The 22316-nt window shown below is 57.3% G+C and carries 25 protein-coding genes; 19 read left to right on the forward strand and 6 right to left on the reverse strand.

The window, feature by feature from the left end; translation table 11 throughout:
- Positions 1-196: 196 nt before the first annotated feature.
- From traA to C9E81_RS22005, 13 genes are all read left to right on the forward strand, one after another.
- Positions 197-3199, forward strand: a complete 3003-nt coding sequence (gene traA, locus C9E81_RS21945; protein ID WP_122114499.1) for a Ti-type conjugative transfer relaxase TraA — start codon at positions 197-199, stop codon at positions 3197-3199.
- Positions 3200-3318: 119 nt separating this feature from the next.
- The gene (locus C9E81_RS21950; RefSeq protein ID WP_122114500.1) at positions 3319-3570 is read left to right on the forward strand and encodes a helix-turn-helix transcriptional regulator; all 252 of its coding nucleotides are present in this window, start codon (positions 3319-3321) and stop codon (positions 3568-3570) included.
- A 562-nt stretch (positions 3571-4132) separates the two neighbouring features.
- On the forward strand, positions 4133-4390 hold the full coding sequence (locus C9E81_RS21955) for a hypothetical protein (protein ID WP_122114501.1): 258 nt from the start codon (positions 4133-4135) through the stop codon (positions 4388-4390).
- A complete protein-coding gene (hxsB, locus tag C9E81_RS21960) occupies positions 4390-5799 on the forward strand; it encodes a His-Xaa-Ser system radical SAM maturase HxsB (RefSeq protein WP_166462011.1) in 1410 nt (469 codons plus the stop codon). The genes C9E81_RS21955 and hxsB overlap by 1 nt, the downstream gene beginning before the upstream one ends.
- Positions 5796-6875 (forward strand): His-Xaa-Ser system radical SAM maturase HxsC, encoded by a 1080-nt coding sequence (hxsC, locus tag C9E81_RS21965; RefSeq protein WP_122114503.1) that lies wholly within the window; start codon positions 5796-5798, stop codon positions 6873-6875. Before hxsB ends, hxsC begins: the two co-directional genes overlap by 4 nt.
- The gene (locus tag C9E81_RS21970; protein WP_122114504.1) at positions 6872-7399 is read left to right on the forward strand and encodes a peptidoglycan-binding protein; all 528 of its coding nucleotides are present in this window, start codon (positions 6872-6874) and stop codon (positions 7397-7399) included. The genes hxsC and C9E81_RS21970 overlap by 4 nt, the downstream gene beginning before the upstream one ends.
- Before the next feature lie 37 nt (positions 7400-7436).
- The gene (locus C9E81_RS21975; RefSeq protein WP_166462012.1) at positions 7437-7772 is read left to right on the forward strand and encodes a TIGR03982 family His-Xaa-Ser system protein; all 336 of its coding nucleotides are present in this window, start codon (positions 7437-7439) and stop codon (positions 7770-7772) included.
- Positions 7756-8982: a His-Xaa-Ser system-associated MauG-like protein gene (locus C9E81_RS21980; RefSeq protein ID WP_122114506.1), complete on the forward strand. Its 1227-nt coding sequence runs from the start codon at positions 7756-7758 to the stop codon at positions 8980-8982. Before C9E81_RS21975 ends, C9E81_RS21980 begins: the two co-directional genes overlap by 17 nt.
- A gap of 206 nt (positions 8983-9188) precedes the next feature.
- Positions 9189-10556, forward strand: coding sequence for a cytochrome-c peroxidase (locus C9E81_RS21985; protein ID WP_166462013.1), 1368 nt, complete (start codon positions 9189-9191; stop codon positions 10554-10556).
- Between the two features lie 365 nt (positions 10557-10921).
- A complete protein-coding gene (locus C9E81_RS21990) occupies positions 10922-11392 on the forward strand; it encodes a hypothetical protein (RefSeq protein ID WP_122114508.1) in 471 nt (156 codons plus the stop codon).
- Positions 11393-11728: 336 nt separating this feature from the next.
- Entirely contained in the window at positions 11729-12721 is a 993-nt protein-coding gene (locus C9E81_RS21995; RefSeq protein ID WP_122114509.1) for a DUF4123 domain-containing protein, read from the forward strand.
- Position 12722: 1 nt separating this feature from the next.
- Positions 12723-14327, forward strand: a complete 1605-nt coding sequence (locus C9E81_RS22000) for an HNH endonuclease family protein (protein WP_122114510.1) — start codon at positions 12723-12725, stop codon at positions 14325-14327.
- 1 nt (position 14328) lies between these two features.
- Positions 14329-14862: an SMI1/KNR4 family protein gene (locus tag C9E81_RS22005; RefSeq protein ID WP_122114511.1), complete on the forward strand. Its 534-nt coding sequence runs from the start codon at positions 14329-14331 to the stop codon at positions 14860-14862.
- A 131-nt stretch (positions 14863-14993) separates the two neighbouring features.
- On the opposite strand, the gene C9E81_RS22010 is transcribed toward C9E81_RS22005, so the two are convergent.
- Genes C9E81_RS22010 through C9E81_RS22020 form a run of 4 tightly spaced genes read right to left on the reverse strand, consistent with a single transcriptional unit; the run spans position 14994 to position 16000 of the window.
- Positions 14994-15341 (reverse strand): type II toxin-antitoxin system HicB family antitoxin, encoded by a 348-nt coding sequence (locus tag C9E81_RS22010; protein ID WP_122114512.1) that lies wholly within the window; start codon positions 15339-15341, stop codon positions 14994-14996.
- Complete coding sequence (locus tag C9E81_RS22015) at positions 15338-15592, reverse strand: type II toxin-antitoxin system HicA family toxin (protein ID WP_122114513.1); 255 nt, start codon at positions 15590-15592, stop codon at positions 15338-15340. Before C9E81_RS22015 ends, C9E81_RS22010 begins: the two co-directional genes overlap by 4 nt.
- Positions 15589-15819, reverse strand: coding sequence for a hypothetical protein (locus tag C9E81_RS23050; protein ID WP_166462010.1), 231 nt, complete (start codon positions 15817-15819; stop codon positions 15589-15591). Before C9E81_RS23050 ends, C9E81_RS22015 begins: the two co-directional genes overlap by 4 nt.
- Positions 15794-16000 (reverse strand): helix-turn-helix domain-containing protein, encoded by a 207-nt coding sequence (locus tag C9E81_RS22020; protein ID WP_122114514.1) that lies wholly within the window; start codon positions 15998-16000, stop codon positions 15794-15796. Before C9E81_RS22020 ends, C9E81_RS23050 begins: the two co-directional genes overlap by 26 nt.
- A 192-nt stretch (positions 16001-16192) precedes the next feature.
- Between C9E81_RS22020 and C9E81_RS22025 the strand changes: the two genes are divergently transcribed.
- The 6 genes from C9E81_RS22025 (at position 16193) to tnpB (ending at position 20620) form a co-directional block, all read left to right on the forward strand.
- A complete protein-coding gene (locus C9E81_RS22025) occupies positions 16193-16867 on the forward strand; it encodes a hypothetical protein (protein ID WP_147457645.1) in 675 nt (224 codons plus the stop codon).
- A 99-nt stretch (positions 16868-16966) separates the two neighbouring features.
- The gene (locus C9E81_RS22030) at positions 16967-17392 is read left to right on the forward strand and encodes a putative toxin-antitoxin system toxin component, PIN family (protein WP_243698775.1); all 426 of its coding nucleotides are present in this window, start codon (positions 16967-16969) and stop codon (positions 17390-17392) included.
- Positions 17389-17643 carry a toxin-antitoxin system HicB family antitoxin gene (locus tag C9E81_RS22035; protein WP_122114516.1) on the forward strand — a complete coding sequence of 85 codons (255 nt, stop codon included), beginning with the start codon at positions 17389-17391 and terminating at the stop codon, positions 17641-17643. Before C9E81_RS22030 ends, C9E81_RS22035 begins: the two co-directional genes overlap by 4 nt.
- Positions 17644-17847: 204 nt before the next feature.
- Entirely contained in the window at positions 17848-18093 is a 246-nt protein-coding gene (locus C9E81_RS22040) for a hypothetical protein (RefSeq protein WP_122114517.1), read from the forward strand.
- Positions 18094-18109: 16 nt separating this feature from the next.
- Positions 18110-19867, forward strand: coding sequence for a recombinase family protein (locus tag C9E81_RS22045; RefSeq protein WP_122114518.1), 1758 nt, complete (start codon positions 18110-18112; stop codon positions 19865-19867).
- A gap of 471 nt (positions 19868-20338) precedes the next feature.
- Positions 20339-20620: an IS66 family insertion sequence element accessory protein TnpB gene (gene tnpB, locus C9E81_RS22055; protein ID WP_122114520.1), complete on the forward strand. Its 282-nt coding sequence runs from the start codon at positions 20339-20341 to the stop codon at positions 20618-20620.
- 145 nt (positions 20621-20765) lie between these two features.
- On the opposite strand, the gene C9E81_RS22060 is transcribed toward tnpB, so the two are convergent.
- Both C9E81_RS22060 and C9E81_RS22065 read right to left on the reverse strand, forming a co-directional pair.
- Entirely contained in the window at positions 20766-21800 is a 1035-nt protein-coding gene (locus C9E81_RS22060) for an ABC-three component system protein (protein WP_122114521.1), read from the reverse strand.
- 234 nt (positions 21801-22034) lie between these two features.
- Positions 22035-22253 (reverse strand): transposase domain-containing protein, encoded by a 219-nt coding sequence (locus C9E81_RS22065; RefSeq protein WP_147457646.1) that lies wholly within the window; start codon positions 22251-22253, stop codon positions 22035-22037.
- Between the last annotated feature and the right edge of the window lie 63 nt (positions 22254-22316).

Genomic DNA, 22316 nt, shown 5'->3' on the forward strand with positions numbered 1-22316 from the left:
ATCGAAATCCCGTGGTTTGCGCATGTCGTCCTCCATGAGTTGCTGATGGGACAATGATAACGGCGCCCCCGTCGGAAGGCTGTAGGGTCGCCGGGACGCTGCGGGACGGCCCGGTCCCGCCCGAGAATTTTTCGAGGAAGGGCGCGCTTATACGTCGTTCCGACGTGTGCCGCGACGGCATAGATCACCTGCCATCATGGCGATCTATCACCTCTCCGTTCAGGTCATCTCCCGCAAGACGGGCCGCAGCGCGGTGGCCGCGGCCGCTTACCGCGCGGGGGCGCGACTGCGCGACAACCGCCTCGACCGCGAGCAGAACTTTTCCAGGAAACGCGGCGTCGTGCATTCCGAGGTGCTGCTGCCGGAGAACGCACCGGAGATTTGGCAGGATCGCGAACGGCTGTGGAACGATGTCGAAGCCGTCGAGCTGCGGAAGGACGCGCAGCTTGCCCGCGAGGTGGAATTCGCCATTCCACGCGAGATGAGCGAGGCGCAGGGCGTCGCGCTCGCCCGCGATTTCGCCCAATCCGAATTCGTCGATCAGGGCATGATCGCCGATCTGAATGTGCATTGGGATATCGGTGCGGACGGCATGCCCAGGCCGCATGCCCATGTCATGCTGACCATGCGCGAGGTCGATGAGAGTGGTTTCGGCAAGAAGAACCGCGACTGGAACCGCACGGAGTTGGTCGAACGCTGGCGGCAACGCTGGGCCGAACATGTCAATGAACGATTGATGGAACTCGACATCGATGCCCGGATCGATCATCGCAGCCTCGAGGCGCAGGGCATTGACCTGGAGCCGCAAACACAGATCGGCGCATCGGCACAGCGGATCGAGCTTGACGGCATCGAAACCGCCGATCGTGCCGAGATGCATCGCGAGATCGCCCGCAACAATGGCGCACGGATCATCGCCGATCCGTCCATTGCGCTGGACGCAATCACCCATCAGCAATCGAGTTTCACGCGGCGCGACATGGCACGCTTCGCGCATCGGCACAGCGACGGCATCGATCAGTTCAACGCGGTCATGGGCGCAATGGGCCGGTCTCCCGGTCTTGTCGAATTGGGCAAGGATCCACGCGGCCAGGATCGCCTCACCACGCGGGACATGATCGAGACCGAACAGCGGCTGCATCGCGCGGCGGAACTGATGGCGGAGAAGGAGTTGCATGGGGTCAGCGACAGGGACAGGGAACGCGCGCTGACGCGGGCCGCCGCGCGTGGCTTGGTCCTGTCGGGCGAGCAGGGGGCCGCGCTGGCGCATGTCATCGAAGGGCGCGGTCTCGGCATCGTCATCGGCTATGCCGGGACCGGCAAGAGCGCCATGCTGGGCGTGGCTCGCGACGCCTGGGAAACGGTGGGCCTTGAAGTTCGCGGCGTGGCGCTCTCCGGCATCGCGGCCGAGAATCTCGAAAGCGGATCGGGGATTGCCTCGCGTACCATCGCCAGCATGGAACATGGCTGGGCGCAGGGCCGGGATCTGCTCACTGCCCGCGATGTGCTGGTCATCGACGAGGCGGGCATGGTCGGCACGCGGCAGATGGAGCGCGTGCTGTCCCATGCCGCCGAGCGCGGGGCGAAAGTCGTGCTGGTGGGCGATCCGCAGCAGTTGCAATCCATCGAGGCCGGTGCGGCCTTCCGGTCGCTGCATGACCGTCACGGTGGTGTCGAAATCGAAACCGTGCGCCGCCAACGCGAGGATTGGCAGCGGGACGCCACGCGCGATCTGGCGACCGGCCGAACTCAGGAGGCCATCCATGCCTATGACGCGCATGGCATGCTGCATGCGGCGGCAACGCGGGACCAGGCGCGCGATGATCTGATCACCCGCTGGGATCGCGATCGACAGGCGGCACCGGATCATAGCCGGATCATTCTCACCCATACCAATGCGGCAGTGCGCACCCTCAATGACGCTGCACGGCAGAAAATGCGGGAGGCGGGTGATCTTGGCGAGGATGTGCGCGTGATGGTCGAGCGCGGTGCGCGAAGCTTTGCCGCCGGCGACCGCGTCATGTTCCTGCAGAACGAGCGCGGGCTTGGCGTCAAGAATGGCACGCTCGGCACTGTCGAGGACGTCAGCACACAGAGCATGACCGTGCGCACCGACGATGGGCGCGACATCTCCTTCGACCTCAAGGATTACGACCGCATTGATCATGGCTATGCTGCCACGATCCACAAGGCACAGGGCATGACCGTGGACCGGACCCATGTGCTGGCGACCCCGGGGTTGGACGCCCATGGCAGCTATGTCGCAATGTCGCGGCATCGCGAGCAGATGGACCTGCATTACGGCCGGGATGATTTTGCCAGTCAGGATCGGCTGATCCGCAGCCTGTCGCGCGACCGGGCCAAGGACATGGCGCTGGATTATGAGCAGCCGCGTGATCCGGTGCAGGATTATGCCGAGCGGCGCGGCATCAACTTCCGGGCGCGCGTCGTCGAGGTCATCCGCAAGCTCGTGCCGAAACGGTTGCGAGATGCCGTTGATGACATGTTGGATGGGCGGCGCTCCCTTGGTGATGGCGTGCCTGGTCCCGAGGCTGGGGCCGGGCCGGAACGGGGAAGAGCAGGCTCGGACCTCGTGCAGCAGGTCTCCCATCTGCCGGAGACCGAGACCTCGGAAGATCGGGAGCGGATACTGCGCCGCGCCCGCACACAGGCATTGGTGCGGCACGCTCGCGCCGTGGACGCGATCTTCGAGGCCCAGGAGCGGGGCGGCAAGGCCGGCCCCGAGCAAGTGAAGGAGTTGCACGACGCCCGGAAGCACTTCGAGGAGCTGCGGCCCTTCGGTTCGCATGACGCCGAGGCCGCCTACAGGAAGGACCCGGGTCTCGCGCGTGAGGCGGCGACAGGTCAGGTCCGGCGTGCCGTGCGGGCGCTGCAACTGGAAACGGAGATGCGCACCAGTCCTGAACGCCGCGCGGATCGCTTCGTGACCCGCTGGCGGGACCTCGACCGGGCCGTTGAGCAGAGATATGCAGTGGGAGATTATTCCGGCTATCACGCCGCGCGGAAGGAAATGGGCGAGATGGCGAAAAGCCTGGAGCGCGACCCGCAGCTGGAATCCATTCTCGCCAATCGCAAAAAGGAACTCGGCATCAGCCTCGAATCGGGCCGCCGGCTCGGCGCGGAGCTGGCCTTCCATCACGGCATTGATCTCGGTCGGGGACGCGGGCTCGGATTGTGAAACCCTCCGATTTGCCGCCCATACCGCGCCACAATACGACGCGGCGATGCTCTCTCTTGCGCGGACCTTCCTGCCTTTCCTGTCTGGACCAGAAGCTATCAGCAGGAGGCAGCACGACCATGCCGGAACCAGGCCGTATCATCCGCCTGAAAACCGTCCTTGCCCGGACCGGGCTGTCCCGATCCACCATCTACCGCAAGATCGCCGAAGGTACCTTCCCGGCCCAGATCAGGATCAGCGTCCATGGCGCCGGCTGGCGGGAATCCGAGATCAACCACTGGATCGCGGATCCGGTGGGGTGGCGGCCGGAAGACGAAGAGGAACGAAGGTTGCGGGGGCATGGGGGGCGATGCGGTATGGGTTCGGGTTGAAGTGGCAGGTTTGAGTCAATCGCTTTCAGTCATAAGATCTCTATGCCAGCATTCAGGTTATCTATTGGGGCATCCGTTACAGGCACGAAATCGTCCATTGAGCCGATTAGCTTTGACGTATGGCTTTGGTCATGGAAGAGAACCACGATCGTGGACGAGTGACACAAACTTGGCGAGATCATAAGGGAGTTGCGGTAGGTTGACCCGCTACATGGCCAGGCGACCCGACTGACAAATAGGTCTCCGAAGATGCTGTGTGGCGGATACTCCGGAGTAGAGCTGGTTTGAAGTTTATGGATGAGTGTCGCGGCTGCTTTTTCACTAGGCAATCGGCGAAAAACCGCTTAACATCGAATCGTGACCTGCCGATGGCGAAAATCTGACAATGCCAGTAATGGAGCAGCATCAGATTACCGCCCTCTGGAATATTGGGTGCATAAATTTCTGCGATAAGGAGGGACCTTCCTGTTTGTCATGCTTGAAGTTCTCAGTGCTGAAAATGCAGGGTGTCTGAGAAGTTCGAAACAGAAATAAAACTGTCAGAAGGTTGAATATCCCAACAATGTCCGTCGAAAAAGTAATAGATATTTCAATATCCTCTAATTTTCACGAGTTCATCCCTTCTGCAATCCTGCGCCTTCAATACATCTTTCCGAATATTAAAATCGAGGTGACCGCAGAAGGGTTGACGGCCTTTGGAACGCTCGAAGCTGATGTTCCGAAATTCGAGCGAGAAGTAATCTATCAGATCTATCGCGAAAAGATATTTCATGAGACACTGCCATTGCGGCAGAGCCTCTACCAGATGTTGGCATTGTGATGCAGGTCTGGCCATTACGATTTCGTGAGCTCACCGATCACAGGATGATCATCGCGGATGACTCGGGAAACTACTTCCTTGCGGACGGCAACTTCGTTGATCGCTACGCTCGGGACGAACTCAATCAGTCCGATGTCGATTTCCTGAGTGCGAGAGGTCATACCTTTCAAGAGGCGAGCGAACTAGCTCATACAGCATTTCTAACCCGATGGGCGAAGCGCCAGTACATTAGCGACGGGTCAGCATACGTCATACTCATCCCGACACTGCGCTGCGATTTGAAATGCTCCTATTGCCAGGTGTCCCGGGCGCCTGTTGCCGCGAAGGGATTTGATTGGGATGAGCAGATCCTTGATAGGGTGCTGGCTTTTTTCGATAACTTGCCAGTCAACGAAATCCAGATCGAGTTTCAGGGTGGAGAGCCATTTCTGCGGCTCGATCATCTAAAGGCGATCGCAGATTTTGCGAGACGGCGGTTTCAGCAGGCTCGTTTCGTGGTCTGTACCAACCTTCAAACCCTCAATGCGGATATTCTTGAGTTCTTGGCGAGCGAAGACGTTCTAATCAGCACTTCTCTGGATGGACCTCATCAGATCCACACCCAAAACCGAACCAGAAGCGCTTATCTGACGCAGGAGTTTCACCAAAATCTCGTCCGGGTGCTCGACTTAATCGGGCCTGAGCGGGTGTCCGCCCTGCCGACGATCGACATGAAGCATCCGCCTCAGCCTGAAGAACTCATCAGTGCCTACGAGCAATTCGGTTTCACCTCTCTTTATCTGCGTCCGGTCAACTACCAAGGGTTCGCAAGAAAGAGCCATCCTTCCGCGAGGACCTCCGAAACCTGGACCTCATATTACCAGGAATTTATCTACTCCTTGATTGCCAGGAACTCGCGGACAGGCAGAGTGATGGAGGAGTTCTACCTCGCCCATTGCTTGCGGAGGATCCTCGCGCCCGGTGCCGACAGCCACACCGACCTGAGAAATCCCAACATTCCGACCGGAGCAAATGCCGTTATTGACTTCGATGGGCAGATCTATTCCAGCGACGAGGCCCGCATGCTCGCGCGCATCCGGCAAATCAACCTGTCGATCGGAAGTGTTATAGACGGGCTCGATCGGGAGAAGCTTGCGCTGCTGGCGCCGAGCCATATCAATAATTTCGATCCCGACTGTATTCACTGCCCGTATCAGCCCTTTTGCGGAACGGATCCCATAGACGATATGTCGCGCAACGGCCGGATCGATGTACCGCGCCAGGAGAGCTGGTTCTGCCAACGACATCTCGCTGTTTTTGATCTTGCAATCGAACTACTTTACAGTCGGGATCCAGCTGTCGAATTCACCCTGTGCAGCTGGCTTGGGTTAGAAAAGCTCCCGGATGCCTTGAGGCCGATTGCGCCATGATTCAGCTGCGCCTCAGATCGGAATGTGACCGCTCCCTCTCGCCCTTTGTGGTCAGGATTTCGAACGGTGCACGGCAGTGTCGTGACGACGCCACACTAATTTTCGAGAAACTCGGCGTTCTGAATTATCGGGCAGAACACACCGAGTTCTGCATTCGAGATGTGGCGCCCAAGGACATCGCAGGGGATGTATTGCTGATCGATCCGCGGCGGCAGATCGCGCACCGGCTCATCCGAGCGCGTTCGCGGCACAACACCTTCCTAATCACCGAACAATGCGATCAGCGTTGTCTTATGTGCTCTCAGCCTCCCAAAGAGCACCACCAAGACATGTTTGAACACTTCCTTTCCGCGGCCCGGCTTGCGCCCTTGGGAGCGCAAATCGGTCTCTCCGGTGGCGAGCCTCTGCTTCATAAGCAAGCACTGTTCAATTTCATTGATGCAGCCTGGACGACTCGAGACGATCTGAGCTTCCATATCCTCACCAACGGACAGCATTTCGATGAGGGGGACTTGCCATGGTTGCGTAGCCATCGCGCCCAATTGCTCTGGGGCGTACCAATTTATTCCGCCGATGCTGCGATTCACGACGAAATCGTCGGCAAGCCCGGCGCCTTTGCGCAGCTTTCAGGTAACTTTTCGCTCTTGGGCCTTGCCGGTGCTGCATTGGAGTTGAGAACGGTCGTCATGAAACAGAACGTGTCCGGGCTCCCCGACCTGGCGGATTTCATTACCCGTTATCTACCGTTCGCGGCAACATGGGCCATCATGCAAATGGAGCGCATCGGCTATGGCCGGATGAACTGGAGTCATTGCTTTTTCGACAGCAGTAAAGAATTCACAGATCTCGGCGCCGCGATAGACCTGATGAGTGCGCGTCGTCAGAGCGTCGTGCTATACAACTTCCCGCTCTGCACGATTCCACCGGTGTTCCGGAACCTTGCGGCACAATCGATTTCGGACTGGAAACAGAAGTATTTACCAGAGTGTGAATCTTGCAGCACACGGATTCGCTGTGCAGGATTCTTTGAATGGTATCGGGAGGAGGACGGTTTCATGGGGATACATCCGCAATGAAGAAATTCGGGAAATTCGCCATTACGCTTGCTGCGGCCGGCTATCTACCGCAGACCGCGCCAGCCTTAGTGGTTTCTCCCCGGATAGACCGGAATGACGATCAGTCCGGCACCTTGTTTCAAATCCTCCGCGGTGAACACAAATTTACGCTCGCCAGACACCGGTCGCACTCGAGTCATGGGTCCCATGGTAGCCATCGATCGTCTTCCGGCGGAGGCTATTCCGGTAGCGGAATATATCGGCCTTCTGCACCCTCCAGCAATAGCACCCCCCCATCATACGTAATGCCGCGCGCCCCGGAAGCCCCGAAAACTTTGCCAGGCAATAGCGCGGCTTTTCTCAACATTGTCAAACGTGTTCAGACGGCCCTTTATGCCTATGGGTACTATACCGGTACGATCGATGGTATCGTCGGTACCGGCACAAAGACCGCAATCAGCAAGTTTCAGAAGGACTGGGGCCTGCAGATTACCGGCACGATCACCCCTGAGGTTCTGGATGCGCTCAATATTGTTGCGCAATAGAGCGATCGTAGCTGCGTCAATATTTGCGACGGGCGTGATGGCTGGACAGATCATCCCCCCGCTTTGGAAATGGGCAGCAATTTTGATCACGCAGTCTGCCTATCAGGAGGCGACCTATCGCTGTGATCGCTCGATGCGTGCGCATCTCTTGGCAAAGCAAAACGTCGAAGCAGAACCTTCCGAACGCACTCTCCGAACGCTTGAGGCTAGCGAGATTGCCCTCGTCGATTGCCAGGATTACGATCTTCTGCGGAAACGATTGATCCTCTTCGGTCTCGACGAGAATGCTTTGGGATACATGGCTCTCAAGGCTATCGAAGCGAAAGCAACAGATTTGCAGGATGTGATCGAGATCCATGAAATCCGCTACTAAGCTCATGATTGCCATTGCTTTGTTCACTGCGGTGCCAGTGGCTGCGGAAACTATGCGGGAAGCTGTTCTGCGAAAGGCGGCGCTCGAAAATGGTCTTCGTCCCGCCGAAGAGCTTTGGCCAGTGTTTGAGCCGGAGAAGGCGGCAGTCGGAAAGCTCCTTTTTGAGAGTGAACTATTGTCGCTGACCCGAAACGTTTCTTGCCGTAGCTGTCACTTGGACGAGTTTGGGTCCGCGGACGGTTTGCCGCTTGGGCATGGGGCCGGTGGTGTTGGCGCGGGCATCGAGCGGATGAAAAGTCCGGCCGGGGTCCTTTCGCGCAATGCGCTGGCGCTCTGGGGGCGAGGTGGGGTAGGCTACGACGTTTTCTTCTGGGATGGGCGCGTGGATGCAAGGTCGGGAGAGGTCCTGAGCCAGTTCGGCGCAATGGCTCCGTCGGACGACCCGCTGGTCGTTGCTGCCCACCTACCCACGGTAGAATTTCGCGAAATGATTGGAGAAAGCGATAAAACGGAATGGCTCCGTCAGGGGGACGTTGCCACCGCGGCAAAGGTACACGAAGAGATTGCTAACCGCATCAGGGCCACGCCGGAAATCGCTGCGCCAATGGCAGCAGCCTTCAATCTCAACATCGAGGAACTGACTTACCTGCAGATCGCTCAAGGCATTGCAGCGTTCATTCGCTCCGAGTTTCGATTGCGTGATACGAAGCTGCATCACTTCGTGTTCGATGGGGAGGAACTGACGGAACAGGAATTGGCTGGGGGCCTGCTCTTCTATGGGCGGGCACAGTGCGCCTCCTGCCATACCGGCCCCTATTTCTCGGATTTTGAGTTTCACGCGATCCCCTTCGCGCAGTTCGGTTTCGGCTTCAACGGGTTTGGAATCGATTACGGTCGCTACAACTTCACTCAAGATCCCCAAGATCTCTATGCCTTCAGAACACCGCCTCTCTACAACGTAACGAAGACGGCGCCGTACTCGCATTCGGGTGGGGAGATGGACTTGGTCGAGACCGTCAGAGCCCATGTGGATCCCTTAGCGCGGATCGATACCAGCAAACTGTCAGTGTTGGATCGAACCGAGGTGTACCATAAGATTGCGCGATGGTCGCAGGAATCGAGCTATGCGGTGGAATTGAATGATCGGGAGATTGCGGACATCGTCGCGTTTCTATCAGCTCTCGATTTTGAGCCGGAACCAGAAAGGTGATGCCGGTCAGCCCCCCTAGCTTATTCATTTTTTTGTTCCGAGTTGCTGTAATCGCCATCGGTCTCTGCCTGACAATTTGGCTATACCTCACCGAACTGCATCCGCGAATCTTGCTCTGGAGAAAAGAGGCGGACTACCGCTCCTTAGCTGCTGCCTGTGATCAAGCTCTTCGTACAACAGAGTGGGCTCGGGAGATACGGGACCGGATGACCCCAACCCAAGAGCTCCTGTTGGATCGGGCTTTTGAGATCGGGCGTCTGCCCTGCAATAGCTACGCCGCGTTGAAAGAAACTCTCCTGTCGAAAGGGGTATCACATCACGCGCTTGCCGCGCAGCATCTCTCTGCCACCTCAGATCTGACTTATCCGGATCTTCGGGAAATGCATATAGGTGCGGATTCGCTAGATGCGCAACTGCACGCTGCGATCACGAGATTTGGCCTCACTCCGCTATCACTGAAGGACTACGTGCAGGCCCCAAAGTTTCGACTTGGTGAGAAGTTGTTTCACGATCCTCTCCTGAGTGGGCATGAGGATCGATCTTGTGCGACTTGTCACAAGGCGGAATATGCGACGGCTGACGGCGCGGCACTGGAAGTGCGCCTGAGCGTGCCGAGTGATCTGTTGTCTGAAGTTCCGGCGCGCAATGTACCCGATCTATGGAACCGCGATCACAACGATGTCTCTACAATGCTGTGGGATGGACGGCTCCAAGCCATGTTCGCCGCTGATCAAGGCGGACTCGTGTTACCTGACGCTCTCGCTACGACCGATTTCGAAAATCTGATGGCGCTTCAATCGGTGCGTCCAATTTTCACACCGGCGGAAATGCTCGGAAAGCCGGGCGCCTTCAATGATCTCGCCCCCGAGGCCGCCGTCGCTCAGAGGCCAGAAGATGTGTTGGCACACTTGGTGCTACGCCTCTTCACTGAAGAGACAAGCGGCCTTGCCGTCAAGGAGACTTATGGGGAGTTGTTCCGCGATAGTTACGGGTTGACTACCGCGGACGAGGTTCGCCCAGCCCATCTTGGAAATGCTTTGGCGCATTACATCGAGATTGAGTTCCAGTCCCGGGATACGCCCTGGGATCATTACCTCGCCGGCGATATGACTGCGTTAACGGAGGACCAAAAACGGGGCGCCCTTCTTTTCTACGGTATCGGAAAATGTGTCGTTTGCCATAGCGGCAACGTCTTCAGCGATTTTATGTTCCATTCTGTTGGCGTTCCGGACATACGGGATAAAAAAGATCTCGGCAGGTACTACGCGACAGGGAAACCAAGAGATCGATTTCTTTTCCGGACACCGCCCCTGCGAAACGTCACGCTCACAGCGCCGTATTTTCACAATGGTCAGGTCAATACACTTGCCGAGGCGATCAAACAACACCTAGCTCCCTATCGCTTCGCACGCGAGTACGCCGAAGGTGGTGAACATTTAATGGAGTCCGTGGAAGTTGAGGCGATTTCTTCGATCCTTACAGCGCCCAACATAATATCAGGTGAACAGGTGCATTTGATTCTTGCTTTTCTGAAATCACTGGAAGATAGAAAAGCAGGCGGGCGTAATGATTGAGCAGAGCAGTGATTTTGGCCATACCGCATTTGATTAGCGTTTTGCGAAATCGCGAGCGTAGACCACTTTCGCCCATACACCACGGGCGATACGCACGAAGTTCTGACGGAAACTGGTGATGGTCTTGTCCATGTCGAGCCTATGTGGAAAGGTATTTTCATGTTTCTGCGGGAAAGATCATAACTATGAGAAAGCCCGACATCGAGCCTGCAACGAGGCCGAAGCCTTTCTTGCAGATCTGGGGAAAGTCCTTGGTGAATGATTTTCGTTTACTTTAATTGTTGTGTATTTGTCTCGATTTCATTGCTGTTTGACCGGGGGCAGATCCCATCCGTATTTAAAATATAGAATGCCGTGAGTCGATAATGGTTAAAAATATTGAACAACCAGACTTCAATTTCGCATATGCCGAGCTTCAGTTAAGTATTAGCACACCTATCAATAACCAATTGGCTTTCTTCGCTTGGACCTTGGCATGCTTCACTGCATGGCAAATATATAATGGTCGACATAATAGTAAGTTGTTCAGAAAAGGGATATCGAACGCATGGGCCGTAATCATCCCGATTGGCATGGTTGCACTCCTTGTATCTATAATAGTTGGTTTTTTTGCTCGCGTGGCGCTTCTTCAGTATGTCGAGATGCTCAAGATGGGTGTATTTTATGATCCCGTAAAAGGGGTTTTTGATTATGCTCCCGGAGTCAAGGAAATATCGCGTAGATACAATTTCTTAACAGCAACACAGGCCGTGCTCGTGGGCGTTTATATGCTCGTAGTTTGCATATGGGCATTTCTTCATCTCAGGTGGTTTGCCTTTCGAGCAGAGGGGGGATAATTCTGTGGTATGGGATGCAACCGCCACACCGTAGGTCATGGGTTGTCTTGCCGGCCTTGAGGCCATAACCGCGCAGGATGCCACGAAAGCTGGGTTAGACAATGCGCGGGTTGGCCTGCAATACTTGTATGGTCTCATCAGGCCGCTTGCGCACTCGGCCATCTGAAGACTTCCATGGTCGTCAGCATCCGGTTCATCAGCACGGCAAGCTTCGTGGTGAATGACTGATGAAAAACTCCTTTGCAGGGGATCGCGCGGCAAGTCGTTCTGCGTTTCCTGTTTCGCAAATTCCGGCTACACTGCGCAGGTAATTGACAGTTCCGGAAAATTTTCCCGATGTTTTTGAAGCAACTGAAGATTGATAATGAGACATTCAAAGCCGGTGGGCTGGATAACCTGGTTGAAGCTCTCCCGGACGCCCCACCGCCCCTGCTGAACCTGCTCTACGGTTCCGGTTCCCCTGCGGGCGTCTATATGTTGGTAGATGCCAGCCTCCGCCGCCAAATCTCCGGACTATTCGTCCTGGACAGTATCGAGCTTCCTGCCCTTTGCCTTTTCGAGGGAAAAGCTGCCGAAGAGTCGGCCGATTTCGCACCGTGGCTGATCGATATGTCGATCCCGGAGCCGGCAAGGGCGGCGGGTCTGGCTTTTCACCGGAAATTCTTCTCACAGCACTGGCCCGCTGGCACCAGCCTGTTGATCCAGACAGATGCCCCGTTCGTGGCCGTGCAGAAGCATTTGCGGCGCTTCATCAAGCTGCCGGTTCAGGACGATGGCGGCTTGCGGTTTTTCCGCTTCTGGGATCCCCGTGTCCTGCACCCGTTCCTGAATGCCATTGCAGGGGATGCCTCCCGGATGCGCCGCATGATGATGACGGATAGCGGGGTGCCGTTGCACTACGTCCTCCGCCATGACGAGACGGATATCCGGCTTTCTCCGGACGCCGGGAAGCTAGCGGATACCCCGATCACGGCGATGCATCTGCGCTTTGCCGATTTCGATCCGATTGCTCGCGAACGGGCCGCAGAGCGCCTCAAGCGTATTATTGACCGGATACAGGCGGATTTCGCCCGGGAACTGGAACACCGGCCCCGCAAGGCCATCGAGGCGGCGGTCGAGCATGCCATGCAGCGCTTCGGGGCATATGGGTTCAGGGAACATGCCCATCTGCATTTCTTCGCTGTCTGGACGGTGTTCTATGAGCCGGATTTTGAGCGGCGGGACCCGGCAGGCAAGCTGGAAGAGATCTGCCGTTCCTCTGCCCCGGAAACGGAAAAGTTCAAGGCGTTCCGGGACCGGTTCGATCGCTTCTCGCTGAAGGCCGCCTGAGATGTCGCCGCGTTTGCCCCCCGATCCCGCCGAAGTCTCGATGCGCTCCGAACGCAGTGCTTACGCGGAAGCGATCCCACCCGGTGATGTGACCGCCCCATGCCGGGGGCCGGTGCTGGTTTGCGCGGAGTATAACGACCGCTGGCGCACGCCGGTAACTATGGCGCCGCTGCGGATCACGGATATGAACGGAGTGGTGCTGGATGGCGGTGCCCGCACACAGGGCCTGCCCAGCTTCGGAATGCAGGACGGACAGGACATCGAGGGTTTGCGTCCGGAACTGGGCCGCTTCAATTTCAACGACGCCGAACGTGGGCCAATCACCGCCGAGCTGGTGCCTGACCCGTCTGCCGCCGCCGAGATCGCACAGCTGGAAGCAGAGATTATCGAAGCCTTGCGGGCCTTTGCTGCCAGCATGGACACCGCGCTTCAGCCCTGGATTCTTGCCTGGGAGGATTCCGGCTGGTGGGGTGTCGCCAAATCCCTGTTCGAGGGGGCGAAGAAGGGTTTTACCGCCTGGTGGGAGGGCGAGGGAGAATTCTGGTCTGCGGTCGGAGACTGGATATCGAGCCTGCCGGAGATGGCGGGCGAGGCATGGGACAGCCTGACCGCGTCGGCACGGGCGCTTTGGGAGAACAGGGATCGGATCATCCAGATCCTGCGGGATCTGGCGGAAGGTTCGATCGAGGCGTTTGAGGCCGGAATCGAGGCTCTGAAGGACGCGTTGGCCGGTATTCCCGGGCTGGAGGAGATTGCGGAAACGCTTCGCCAACTGGTCGAGCAGAGCGCCGAATGGGCCGGGGCGATGATCGAGATGGTCAAGCAAACCCGTGTTCTGGACGTTCTGGGTGCGACCATGCTGGGTGTGGTGATGACGACCACGCCGAATTTCTGGGCGGACATGATCGGCACGGCGGGCGGCTACCTGATCCCGGAGATCGTGCTGGCGATTATCTTTGCGATCATTGCAGCGTTCACGGGCGGCACCGGTGGGGCTGCACTGGCTGCGCGGCTCACGGCGTTTGTCACTCGGGTCACGGCGCAGCTTTCACGCGCCGGCCGAGCCGGCCACGTGGTCCTGCGGATGTTTGCCACGCTGCGGTCCGTCACCGACAAGATGATCGATCTGGTCAAGGCGCTGAAACGCAATGTGGCGGAAAAACGAACGGGGGCGACCGACGCTGAAATTCCGATTGTCAGGAAGGCGGAGAACCCTCGGACAAGGTTGCCCAGATCGAATGGACGATGGGACGGAGAACCAGGGAACGGAACGTGGTACCCTGATAATCCTGATGCAAAGAAAGTTCTTGGAGATAAAGGAGTTCCGTTCAAAGACGGCCGCCCAGATTTTAGTCAATGGTCAAAGGGTAATGTTGAGTTTGAACCGGGAGTACTTGACGGCACAAGTGCAGATTTTACGAAGGTATATGAACAACTTAAAGAGGCTAGAGGGCTGAGTTCCAATAATGCGGCCAGACAGCTATTGCGGGATGCTGGTCTAACACCGCATCATTCCAGTGACACCGTGATACAGTTGATTCCATCCGATTTGCACAATAACATTCCCCATGTTGGTTCTGCATCGGACATGAGAGGGGGGGTCTGAAATGGGACTTGATAGCCGCATCCGGACTATGCCTTTGAAGTCTGATACTGCCTTTGCCGCGCAGGACCGTAGCACGGTAGAAGCGCACATCGGGGCACATTTGCCGGACAGCCTGATTGCGCTTCTAGGTACATCAGCGCAGGCTATCACCTTTGAGGATGGTGTTGAGATCAAACCGCTACAACCTAATTCATTAGCAGGGCAGGACGGACGGCAATCTGTGCTGGTGGTGTTAGGCCTTTCCAGCGGTAGAGACGGTATCTCGGAGACCTATGACCAGTACAAAACTCGGCTGGGAGACCAATACATACCGGTTGCCAGTGATGGCCTCGGCAACCTGTTCGTACTCCATGCGACAAGTCAGGAAGTTTTGTTTTGGTATCATGAATGCCCGCAAGGAGAAGCAAGCCCGGAAGCCTTTACTCTTGTGGCAAATGACTTCGATCAATTTCTCTCTGAACTACAGCCAGAAGAGGAAACGAAGGAAAAAGCCTCAAATATCAGCGGCGTGAAGAAGTATTCTTTCGATTTCTGATACTGGTTTGTAAACTCGTCATACGGCCTTCGTAACAATGATCTGCCCCTGAATTTTCATCCCGCGGCAACGGAAGCCAGGTTGCTGTGACTGAACTTTCATCCAGCCATGACCATAACCGGGAAGCCGCCTCACTCTGCCGGGTGAACGCGAGAGGCGGCGCCAGCCAATGCTTCTTCAGCCCATTGATTGAGGCTCTTGCCCGACAGTTCAGCGGCCAGAGCCGCTTTCTGGTGAACCTCTGGCGAAATCCGGAACATGACTTTCCCAGAATATGGTTTCTGAGGCTCCTTGCCAATCTTGGTGCAGGTCTCGAGATAGTCGTCTACCGCCTCGTGGAAGGCGTCCTTGAGATCCGGCACGGTCTCGGCGTGAAAACCTATTTCATCAGTTATACCGGCAATGTGACCAACGAAAATTGCATCGTCGTCATCGTATTCGATGCGGGCATGATACCCCTTGTAAGTCATGGTGTTCATGGCTCAACTCCAATCTGGATCAGGAACGATCTGGCATCCCGGACCTGATACCGTTTTGCTTCCTTGGCCGGATGAGGGCGATGGAAGCTGGCAATAACACCGTCCTTTTCGAACCGAACGCGCGAACCGTTTCCTTCAATGGTTCTGCATCCGACCGCAACAAGCAAGCTTTCGATTGCCGCCCATTCGATTGTCCCGGATACGGGATCTTTGAAGATCGCGGCCAATATCTTCTTCTGCTTGCTATTCATGCTAGCAATATGGTGTGGTTCGTCAAAAATGCAAGCGCAAATTGATAGCGGTTACCCGAAGGGGCGGCAGGAAGACCGCTGCGCTTGCCAGCACAGGCTATTGGGAAGTCAATAATCGTGGCCGGTGGTGGTTCTGTCGGGGTAAGCAATTCAGCCAGCGCGCTGGCAGTGGGCGGAGACTTGTTACTGATAAACGGCGATTCACGAAGAATTTCGTCCTTGAGCAAGTCTCACGCCAGGTCCGCCGCCATTTTCCGGAATGAACTCAATCCCAGCGGCTTCCAAAGCCGAACGAATTGCCTCCATGTTGTTAGGATGGGGTACGCGAGCTTCTCGCTCGAAGTCTACGATTGTGGGGCGCGAGACCCTCGCGACTTCGGCCAATTGACGTTGGCTTATGCCGAGCATGGCTCGAGCACCTCGACATTGCGCGGCAGATATTTTATTATTGGACAAATGTTTGTCTCATTGGTTGACTTTTGGTTCGATCTTCTACAAATTATCAAAGGTTGAATGCCGCAACAACGAACTCGGTCGGACAAGATGTTAGCACCATCTCGTCCGACCTGACCGCAACCCAAGCTTAAGGGAGCTCGGATCATGGCTGATTCCGACCATACACGAATTCATGCTGCCGTCACGCGCCGGAGGGCGTTGAAAGTGACCGCGGCAGGCATGATGTCTGTGCCATTTCAGATCGTTGGCCCTGTTGCTGGGGCAGAAGCCGATCAGTCCGATTCCGATCCTGCCCTGGCGCTGTGGCGAGAGTGGCAGGCCGCCCATCATCAAACGGATGCGCTCTGCCGACAACAACAGCGCCTCGAAGCAATGTTGATGCGCATGATCGATTTCCCATCCGTGGAGATCGATCTGGATGATGACGGCACGACCGTCTCCCTGTCCCGGGAGGAAGATATCGAAGACCTGCTTGGTAATGATCCCATACTGGGTGATCTATGCGCGAAGGCGAAATCTGAACTGATGGCGCGTCAGACCCGCTGGGCGGAAGCCGATGCCTTGATCGGCTTCTCCGCGGCACGGCAAGAGGAACTGGCGGCCGCTGATCATGCGCAGCAGTTGGTCGATGCCCTGACGACGACGCCCGCGACCACACTGGCCGGTGTTGCGGCCAAGTTCGATATGATCCTGCGGGAAGGCCAAAGTTCGGAGGATTGCGACGAATTTCCCTGGCGGGAGCTCCGGCTGACGCTCTCCGATCTTGTGCAGATCGGACAGAGTCTCCAGCCCGACAGCTTCATGTCGGATCCGGATTGATCGGAGCCTGAGATTACCATCCAGGTCTTGCTGATCGCAGAGGCAGGTTCGCCGAGGTGAGCGCGCTTCCATTGACATCTTATGGGATGTTTCCAATATATGCGGATGAGACTGGTTCTGGATACGAATGTGATCGTCGCGGCTTTTCGGAGCCGGCATGGCGCGAGCAACCTGCTCCTGCGGTCTGCCGATCAAGGGCTGATCACACCGCTTTGCTCGACGGCACTGTTTCTGGAATACGAAGCCGTGCTGAGCCGAGACGTGGTGCGAGAGGCGACCGGACATACACTGGCGGATGTCGGTGCGGTGATGGCCGCGCTGGCGGCGATCGCCGAGGGTGTCGATATCTCGTTCCGGACCCGGCCAATGCTGGCCGATGCCGCCGATGAGATGGTGCTGGAGGCTGCGCTGAACGGGGAGGCCGAGGCGATCGTGACGCATAACGTGAAGGATTTTCGCCCGGCACAGCAACTGGGCATGACCGTTGTCCCACCGGGACAGATCGTGAGGAGGCTGAACGCATGACACAAGCGCAACGTTACAAATACCCGCTGCATCTGCCACAATCGCTCAAGGAGACTGCGGCGCGGATGGCCCAGGAAGATGGTGTGTCACTCAATCAGTGGATCGTGGCCGCTGTTGCCCAGAAGATCGGGGCGATGCAGACTGCTGATGACTTTCTCAAGGCCCGGGCCGGCAATGCCAGGCGAGGCAGTCTGACAGGGCTGCTTGACAAGGCGCCGGATGTGCCGCCGGCACCGGAAGATGCCGTATAGCTCGACAGGTTCTCGCGAATCGGCGGCAGGCTGGAGCTACGTCCTCTCCTCGATTTATGCTGCGGTTCGCGGGTGTGAACGCGAGGGCGAAACCGCCAATTGCAAGTCTTTGCCGCCGATGGCCCTACGATACCGGGTTTTTACTTCCCCGAGGTGCTTCGAGGCCGTTTCATACCCGTTCCCATCGTGCAGAGAGGGAGAGGCATGGAGGACGAGGGGCAGACCGGGCCGGGAAAAGAGAGACCGGCCAATGAGAACGAGAAGCCGGGACAGCAAGCAGATATCGGTGTTGCCGCAACCGAGAAGCTGGACGCCGTGGTGCTGACCATCGCCCGGCTGATCGGCCGGCGCATGGCCCGTGAAGATCACGAAAAGGCTTTCCGTGCCGCCAATGACAATACACCACCGTCCTGCGACGGGACAGAGGCCGAAAGCGAAGACCCGGACTGACCGTAAGGAGAATGCCATGACCCGTGTCGCCCTCTATGCCCGCTATTCCTCCGACAACCAGAGCGAGGCATCGATCGAGGATCAGTTCCGGCTCTGCCGGGACCATGCGCGGCGGGAGCACTGGCAAATCACCGAGTCCTATGAGGATGCGGCGATCTCCGGAGCCAGCACGATCCTGCGGCCGGGCATCCAGCGGCTGATGCGTGATGCGCAGCAGGGCGAGTTCAACATCCTGCTGGCCGAGGCACTGGACCGGATCAGCCGTGACCAGGCCGATGTCGCCACGCTCTACAAGCAGCTCAAATTCGCAGGCGTCACGATCGCCACCCTGGCCGAGGGCGAAATCTCCGAGCTGCATGTCGGGCTCAAGGGCACGATGAATGCGCTGTTCCTGAAGGACCTGGCGATGAAGACCCATCGCGGGTTGCGGGGCAGGGTGGAGAAGGGCAAGGCGGGCGGCGGCCTCTGCTACGGCTACAGGGTGATGAAGAGGACGGACGCCAATGGCGAACCGGTCCGGGGTGACCGCGAGATCGTGCCCGAGGAAGCCAAGATCATCCGCCGCATCTTCCGGGAGTTCGCGTCCGGCAAGAGCCCGAAAGCCATCGCCGTCGATCTGAACAAGGACGGTGTTCTCGGCCCGCTCGGCCGGGCCTGGGGCGACACCAGCATTCGCGGCCATCGCTCGCGCGGCACCGGCATCGTCAACAACGAGCTCTACGCCGGTGTCCTGGTCTGGAACCGGATGCGTTTCATCAAGGACCCCAGCACCGGCAAGCGAGTCTCCCGCATCAACCCGGAAAGCGAGTGGATCAGGACGGCGGTCCCGCATCTGCGGATCGTGGATGATAGGCTCTGGAATGCCGTGCGCGCCCGTCAGAAGCAGATTGCCGCGATATTCGGGCCGAACCCGGCCAATACCCGGGAAGGGCGCATGAAGCGCCTGCATCTGGCGAACCGGTCGGTCGCGCTGCTGTCCGGTCTGCTGAGTTGCGGCTGCTGTGGTGGCAAATACGGGATCATCACGACCGAGCGCTATGGTTGTCTCAACCATCACCGGCGCGGCACCTGTGACAACAACCGTACCATCATCCGCGAGAAGATCGAGGCCCGCGTTCTGACCGGGCTCAGGGAGCGGCTGGTCTCAACCGACGCGGTTGCGGAAGCGGTGCGCAGCTATGCCGAGGAAATGAATCGGCTGAACCGCGATCGTCGCGTTCAGGTGCAAGGGGATCGCAAAGCACTTGCCAAGGTGGAGAAGGCCATCGCGGGGATCATCGCCGCGATCGAGGACGGCATGTATCAGCCGGCTATGAAGGCTCGCATGGACGAGCTTGAGCGACACAAGGCGGAGATCACCGCGCGCATGGCGGAGGCACCGGTCGATATCCCCGATATGCATCCGAATATCGCCCATCTCTACCGGCTCCGGGTCGAGCGCTTTACGGAAGCCCTGGGCGATCCGGATGGCGGCCGGCAGGCGGCCGAAGCGCTCCGCTCCCTCATCGGGGAGATTGTTCTCACTCCCGGTGACAGGCGTGGCGAGGTTCAAGCCGCGCTACGCGGCGAGCTGATGGGCATTCTCGATTTTGCCAGGGCTGAGGAAGGGGGGCCGCCAGTCCCCCTTATGACAGCAGTGGAAGCCAGCCCCCGCAACCATTGTTATCGAATACGCCCCGCCGCTCTGTGCGCGGGGCTTTTTGCTGCCCTCCTCCGCCAGCAGCATGATCGCCCCCAGCTCGCCCACGAGTTCGATCGTAAGCGTTGCATCTGACCCCCGCCAAACCCTCTGAAAGGCTATACTCGCATGTGTTAAGTTTCCCTCAATTCATGAGGATCACATGCCGGATACGAAATTGCCCCTCCAAGCTTTTGGTTTCTCTATTCCCGTCACGCCCGCCGGGCGCCGGGTCTGGCCTCCACGCTTCAAGAGATTCGTGGTCCAGAAAATGGAAGCCGGAGAACTTACAGTGCGTCAGGTCATGGAGGAGTGCCAGGTGTCGAAATCATTTGTGTATCAGTGGCGGATGCAGGCCAAAGGCAAACCGGTGACAGCGGCTGATTGGCGGCCAAGGCAAATTTCACCGAGATCCTTGTCGAGGATGCGCTGCCACAGGCGGAATCCGACGGGGCACGTTCAAAAGGGGATATGCATATCTGGGACCCTGGTCGAGATTACTCTTCCTGCTGACTATCCCGTCGCAGATCTGGTCCAAATCATCCAGTCCATGGAAGCGTCTGCGCAATGATCTCGCCAGCCGGGAATTTCAGGATCTATCTTGCGGCTGAGCCCGTGGATTTCCGCAAAGGGATGGACGGTCTGGCGGCGATCGTGCAGTCGGAGTTCGACCTCGATCCGTTTTCCGGAGCAATTTTCGTGTTTCGGGCCAAACGTGCCGATCGGTTGAAGCTTGTGGTCTGGGACGGAACTGGTCTGGTGCTGGTCTACAAGCGCATCGAAGGGGCCGGTTTCGTCTGGCCGCGTACGAGAGATGGCGTAAGCGTTGCATCTGACCCCTATTTCTAGCTCTATCCACGAGGATCTCAGGGCCTTATATTGGCGCTACGCGCCAATATAAGGGGACCACTGCGGATCGGGCGTTTTCGGCCCTTGGACCTTCAGCCCGACTATCGGGTGCCACTGCGAAGGTTTTTTAGCGGACTCTATATTTTCAATTGACTGGCCAATCATAAGGAACAAGCGCGCTTTGCGGTTCCGAGGCGATGCATTCCCCGTCAAGCTTTCGCTGCCAGGAATCCTCAAGTTTCCTGTCGTAGTCCCCAAGTTCGTTTTCAAGGATCAGATTCTCACGCGCCCATTTCGAGCGTTGCGCATATGCTCGGTAGTAGTCGTACACTGCGCTTTCGATATGTCGGTCTGCGATCTGTATCGCCCGCAACTGCCGTACGAAGATACGCTTTTCATCGCCATCCGAGTATTCCTTGACTTCCAGCGCAGCAGGATCGTCCAACGGTAACGCATCCTTCTTGAGTGTGTGACCGATCTCGTTGGCCTTGGTGATGATGTGCTGAACCGGGATGGTTGAGCTTTGTTCTGCGATCAGCTGTCTTCCAACCACATTCAGCCACCAGCCCTCCAGATACTGTGCCGCCAAGTCCGTTTTTCCGGGAGCGACAAGGACAAGCTCTGCCTCGATGTCGCTTGTGACATCGGTGAGGTTTGGGTGATTGTCGTAGACTGTGGTCCTGCTGAGCAGAAGTCTGGCCTCGTCATCGGTGAGCGACAGGAATTTCTTCCGCGCCGCTGCGGTCATCTTGTTATCTGACTCTTCAGCCGCCTGCCGGAGCAAATCAAGTGCCTCCTTGCGGTCTTGTTGCGAGACTCCCTCCCGCAGCTTTGCGAGCGCTGATCCGGCTACAGCCGTCGCCGTGGTAATCAGAAAGAATGTCGTCTTCTCGGCCTGAAAAACACCGGCGCTGAAACTCTCCATCCAAATCCCAAGCGTCTTCCAAACATCTACGCTTTTGTTGTCCACAGATTTGGCGGCGATATGGTGTTTCGCTTGAATAAGGCATCTTGCCAGATCATCGGTTTCAAAGGAAATATCATCGAACTTCTCAATGGAAATGACACTGGCTGGATTTCTCTTCGCAAGTTCAAGTCCCCGTAACAAGGCCAGTCGGCATTGAAACAAATATCCCGCGAGTGAGCCTCCTGCGCCGTACTTTGAGATTGAATCAATCATTTCTGCCCCCTCGTCTGAGGCACGATAACATTGCGGAAATACAAGTCAAAAGTGAATTTGTATGCCTGACGCCCAACGATAGGATGTCGCAAACGTTCGCCGGTGTAGAAGTTTCCTCTCAGTCTGAAGGCGGCTCCGCGAGTGCAACGGACGTCCGTTCCCCGTCCTCACCTCCAATGCCCCGTCCGGCACGGGCCGGACGGAGGGAAATATTCTGTGCCTGCGACGTCGGCGTTACTCGATACCGTGCCGGCCTTTCGGGCAATGCCAGGGTAATAGCTTGTCATATTGTGATCGTGGCAACTTATTCGCGACCTGTTCGAAGATCCATTTGAAATAAGCATGTGGCTCAATGCCGTTGAGTTTGCAGGTACCAATCAGGCTGCACAGGCTTTGTTGCGCAAAGGGTTGACGGGATTCATCTTGTGAATCCAGCGTGATATCTTTGGGCATGAGCAGCTGGACCCCGACGAAATACAAGACCACGAACTGGTCGTTCTATAATTCCGCCCCGAA

Source organism: Paracoccus alkanivorans, from assembly GCF_003697785.1.
Lineage (GTDB): Bacteria > Pseudomonadota > Alphaproteobacteria > Rhodobacterales > Rhodobacteraceae > Paracoccus > Paracoccus alkanivorans.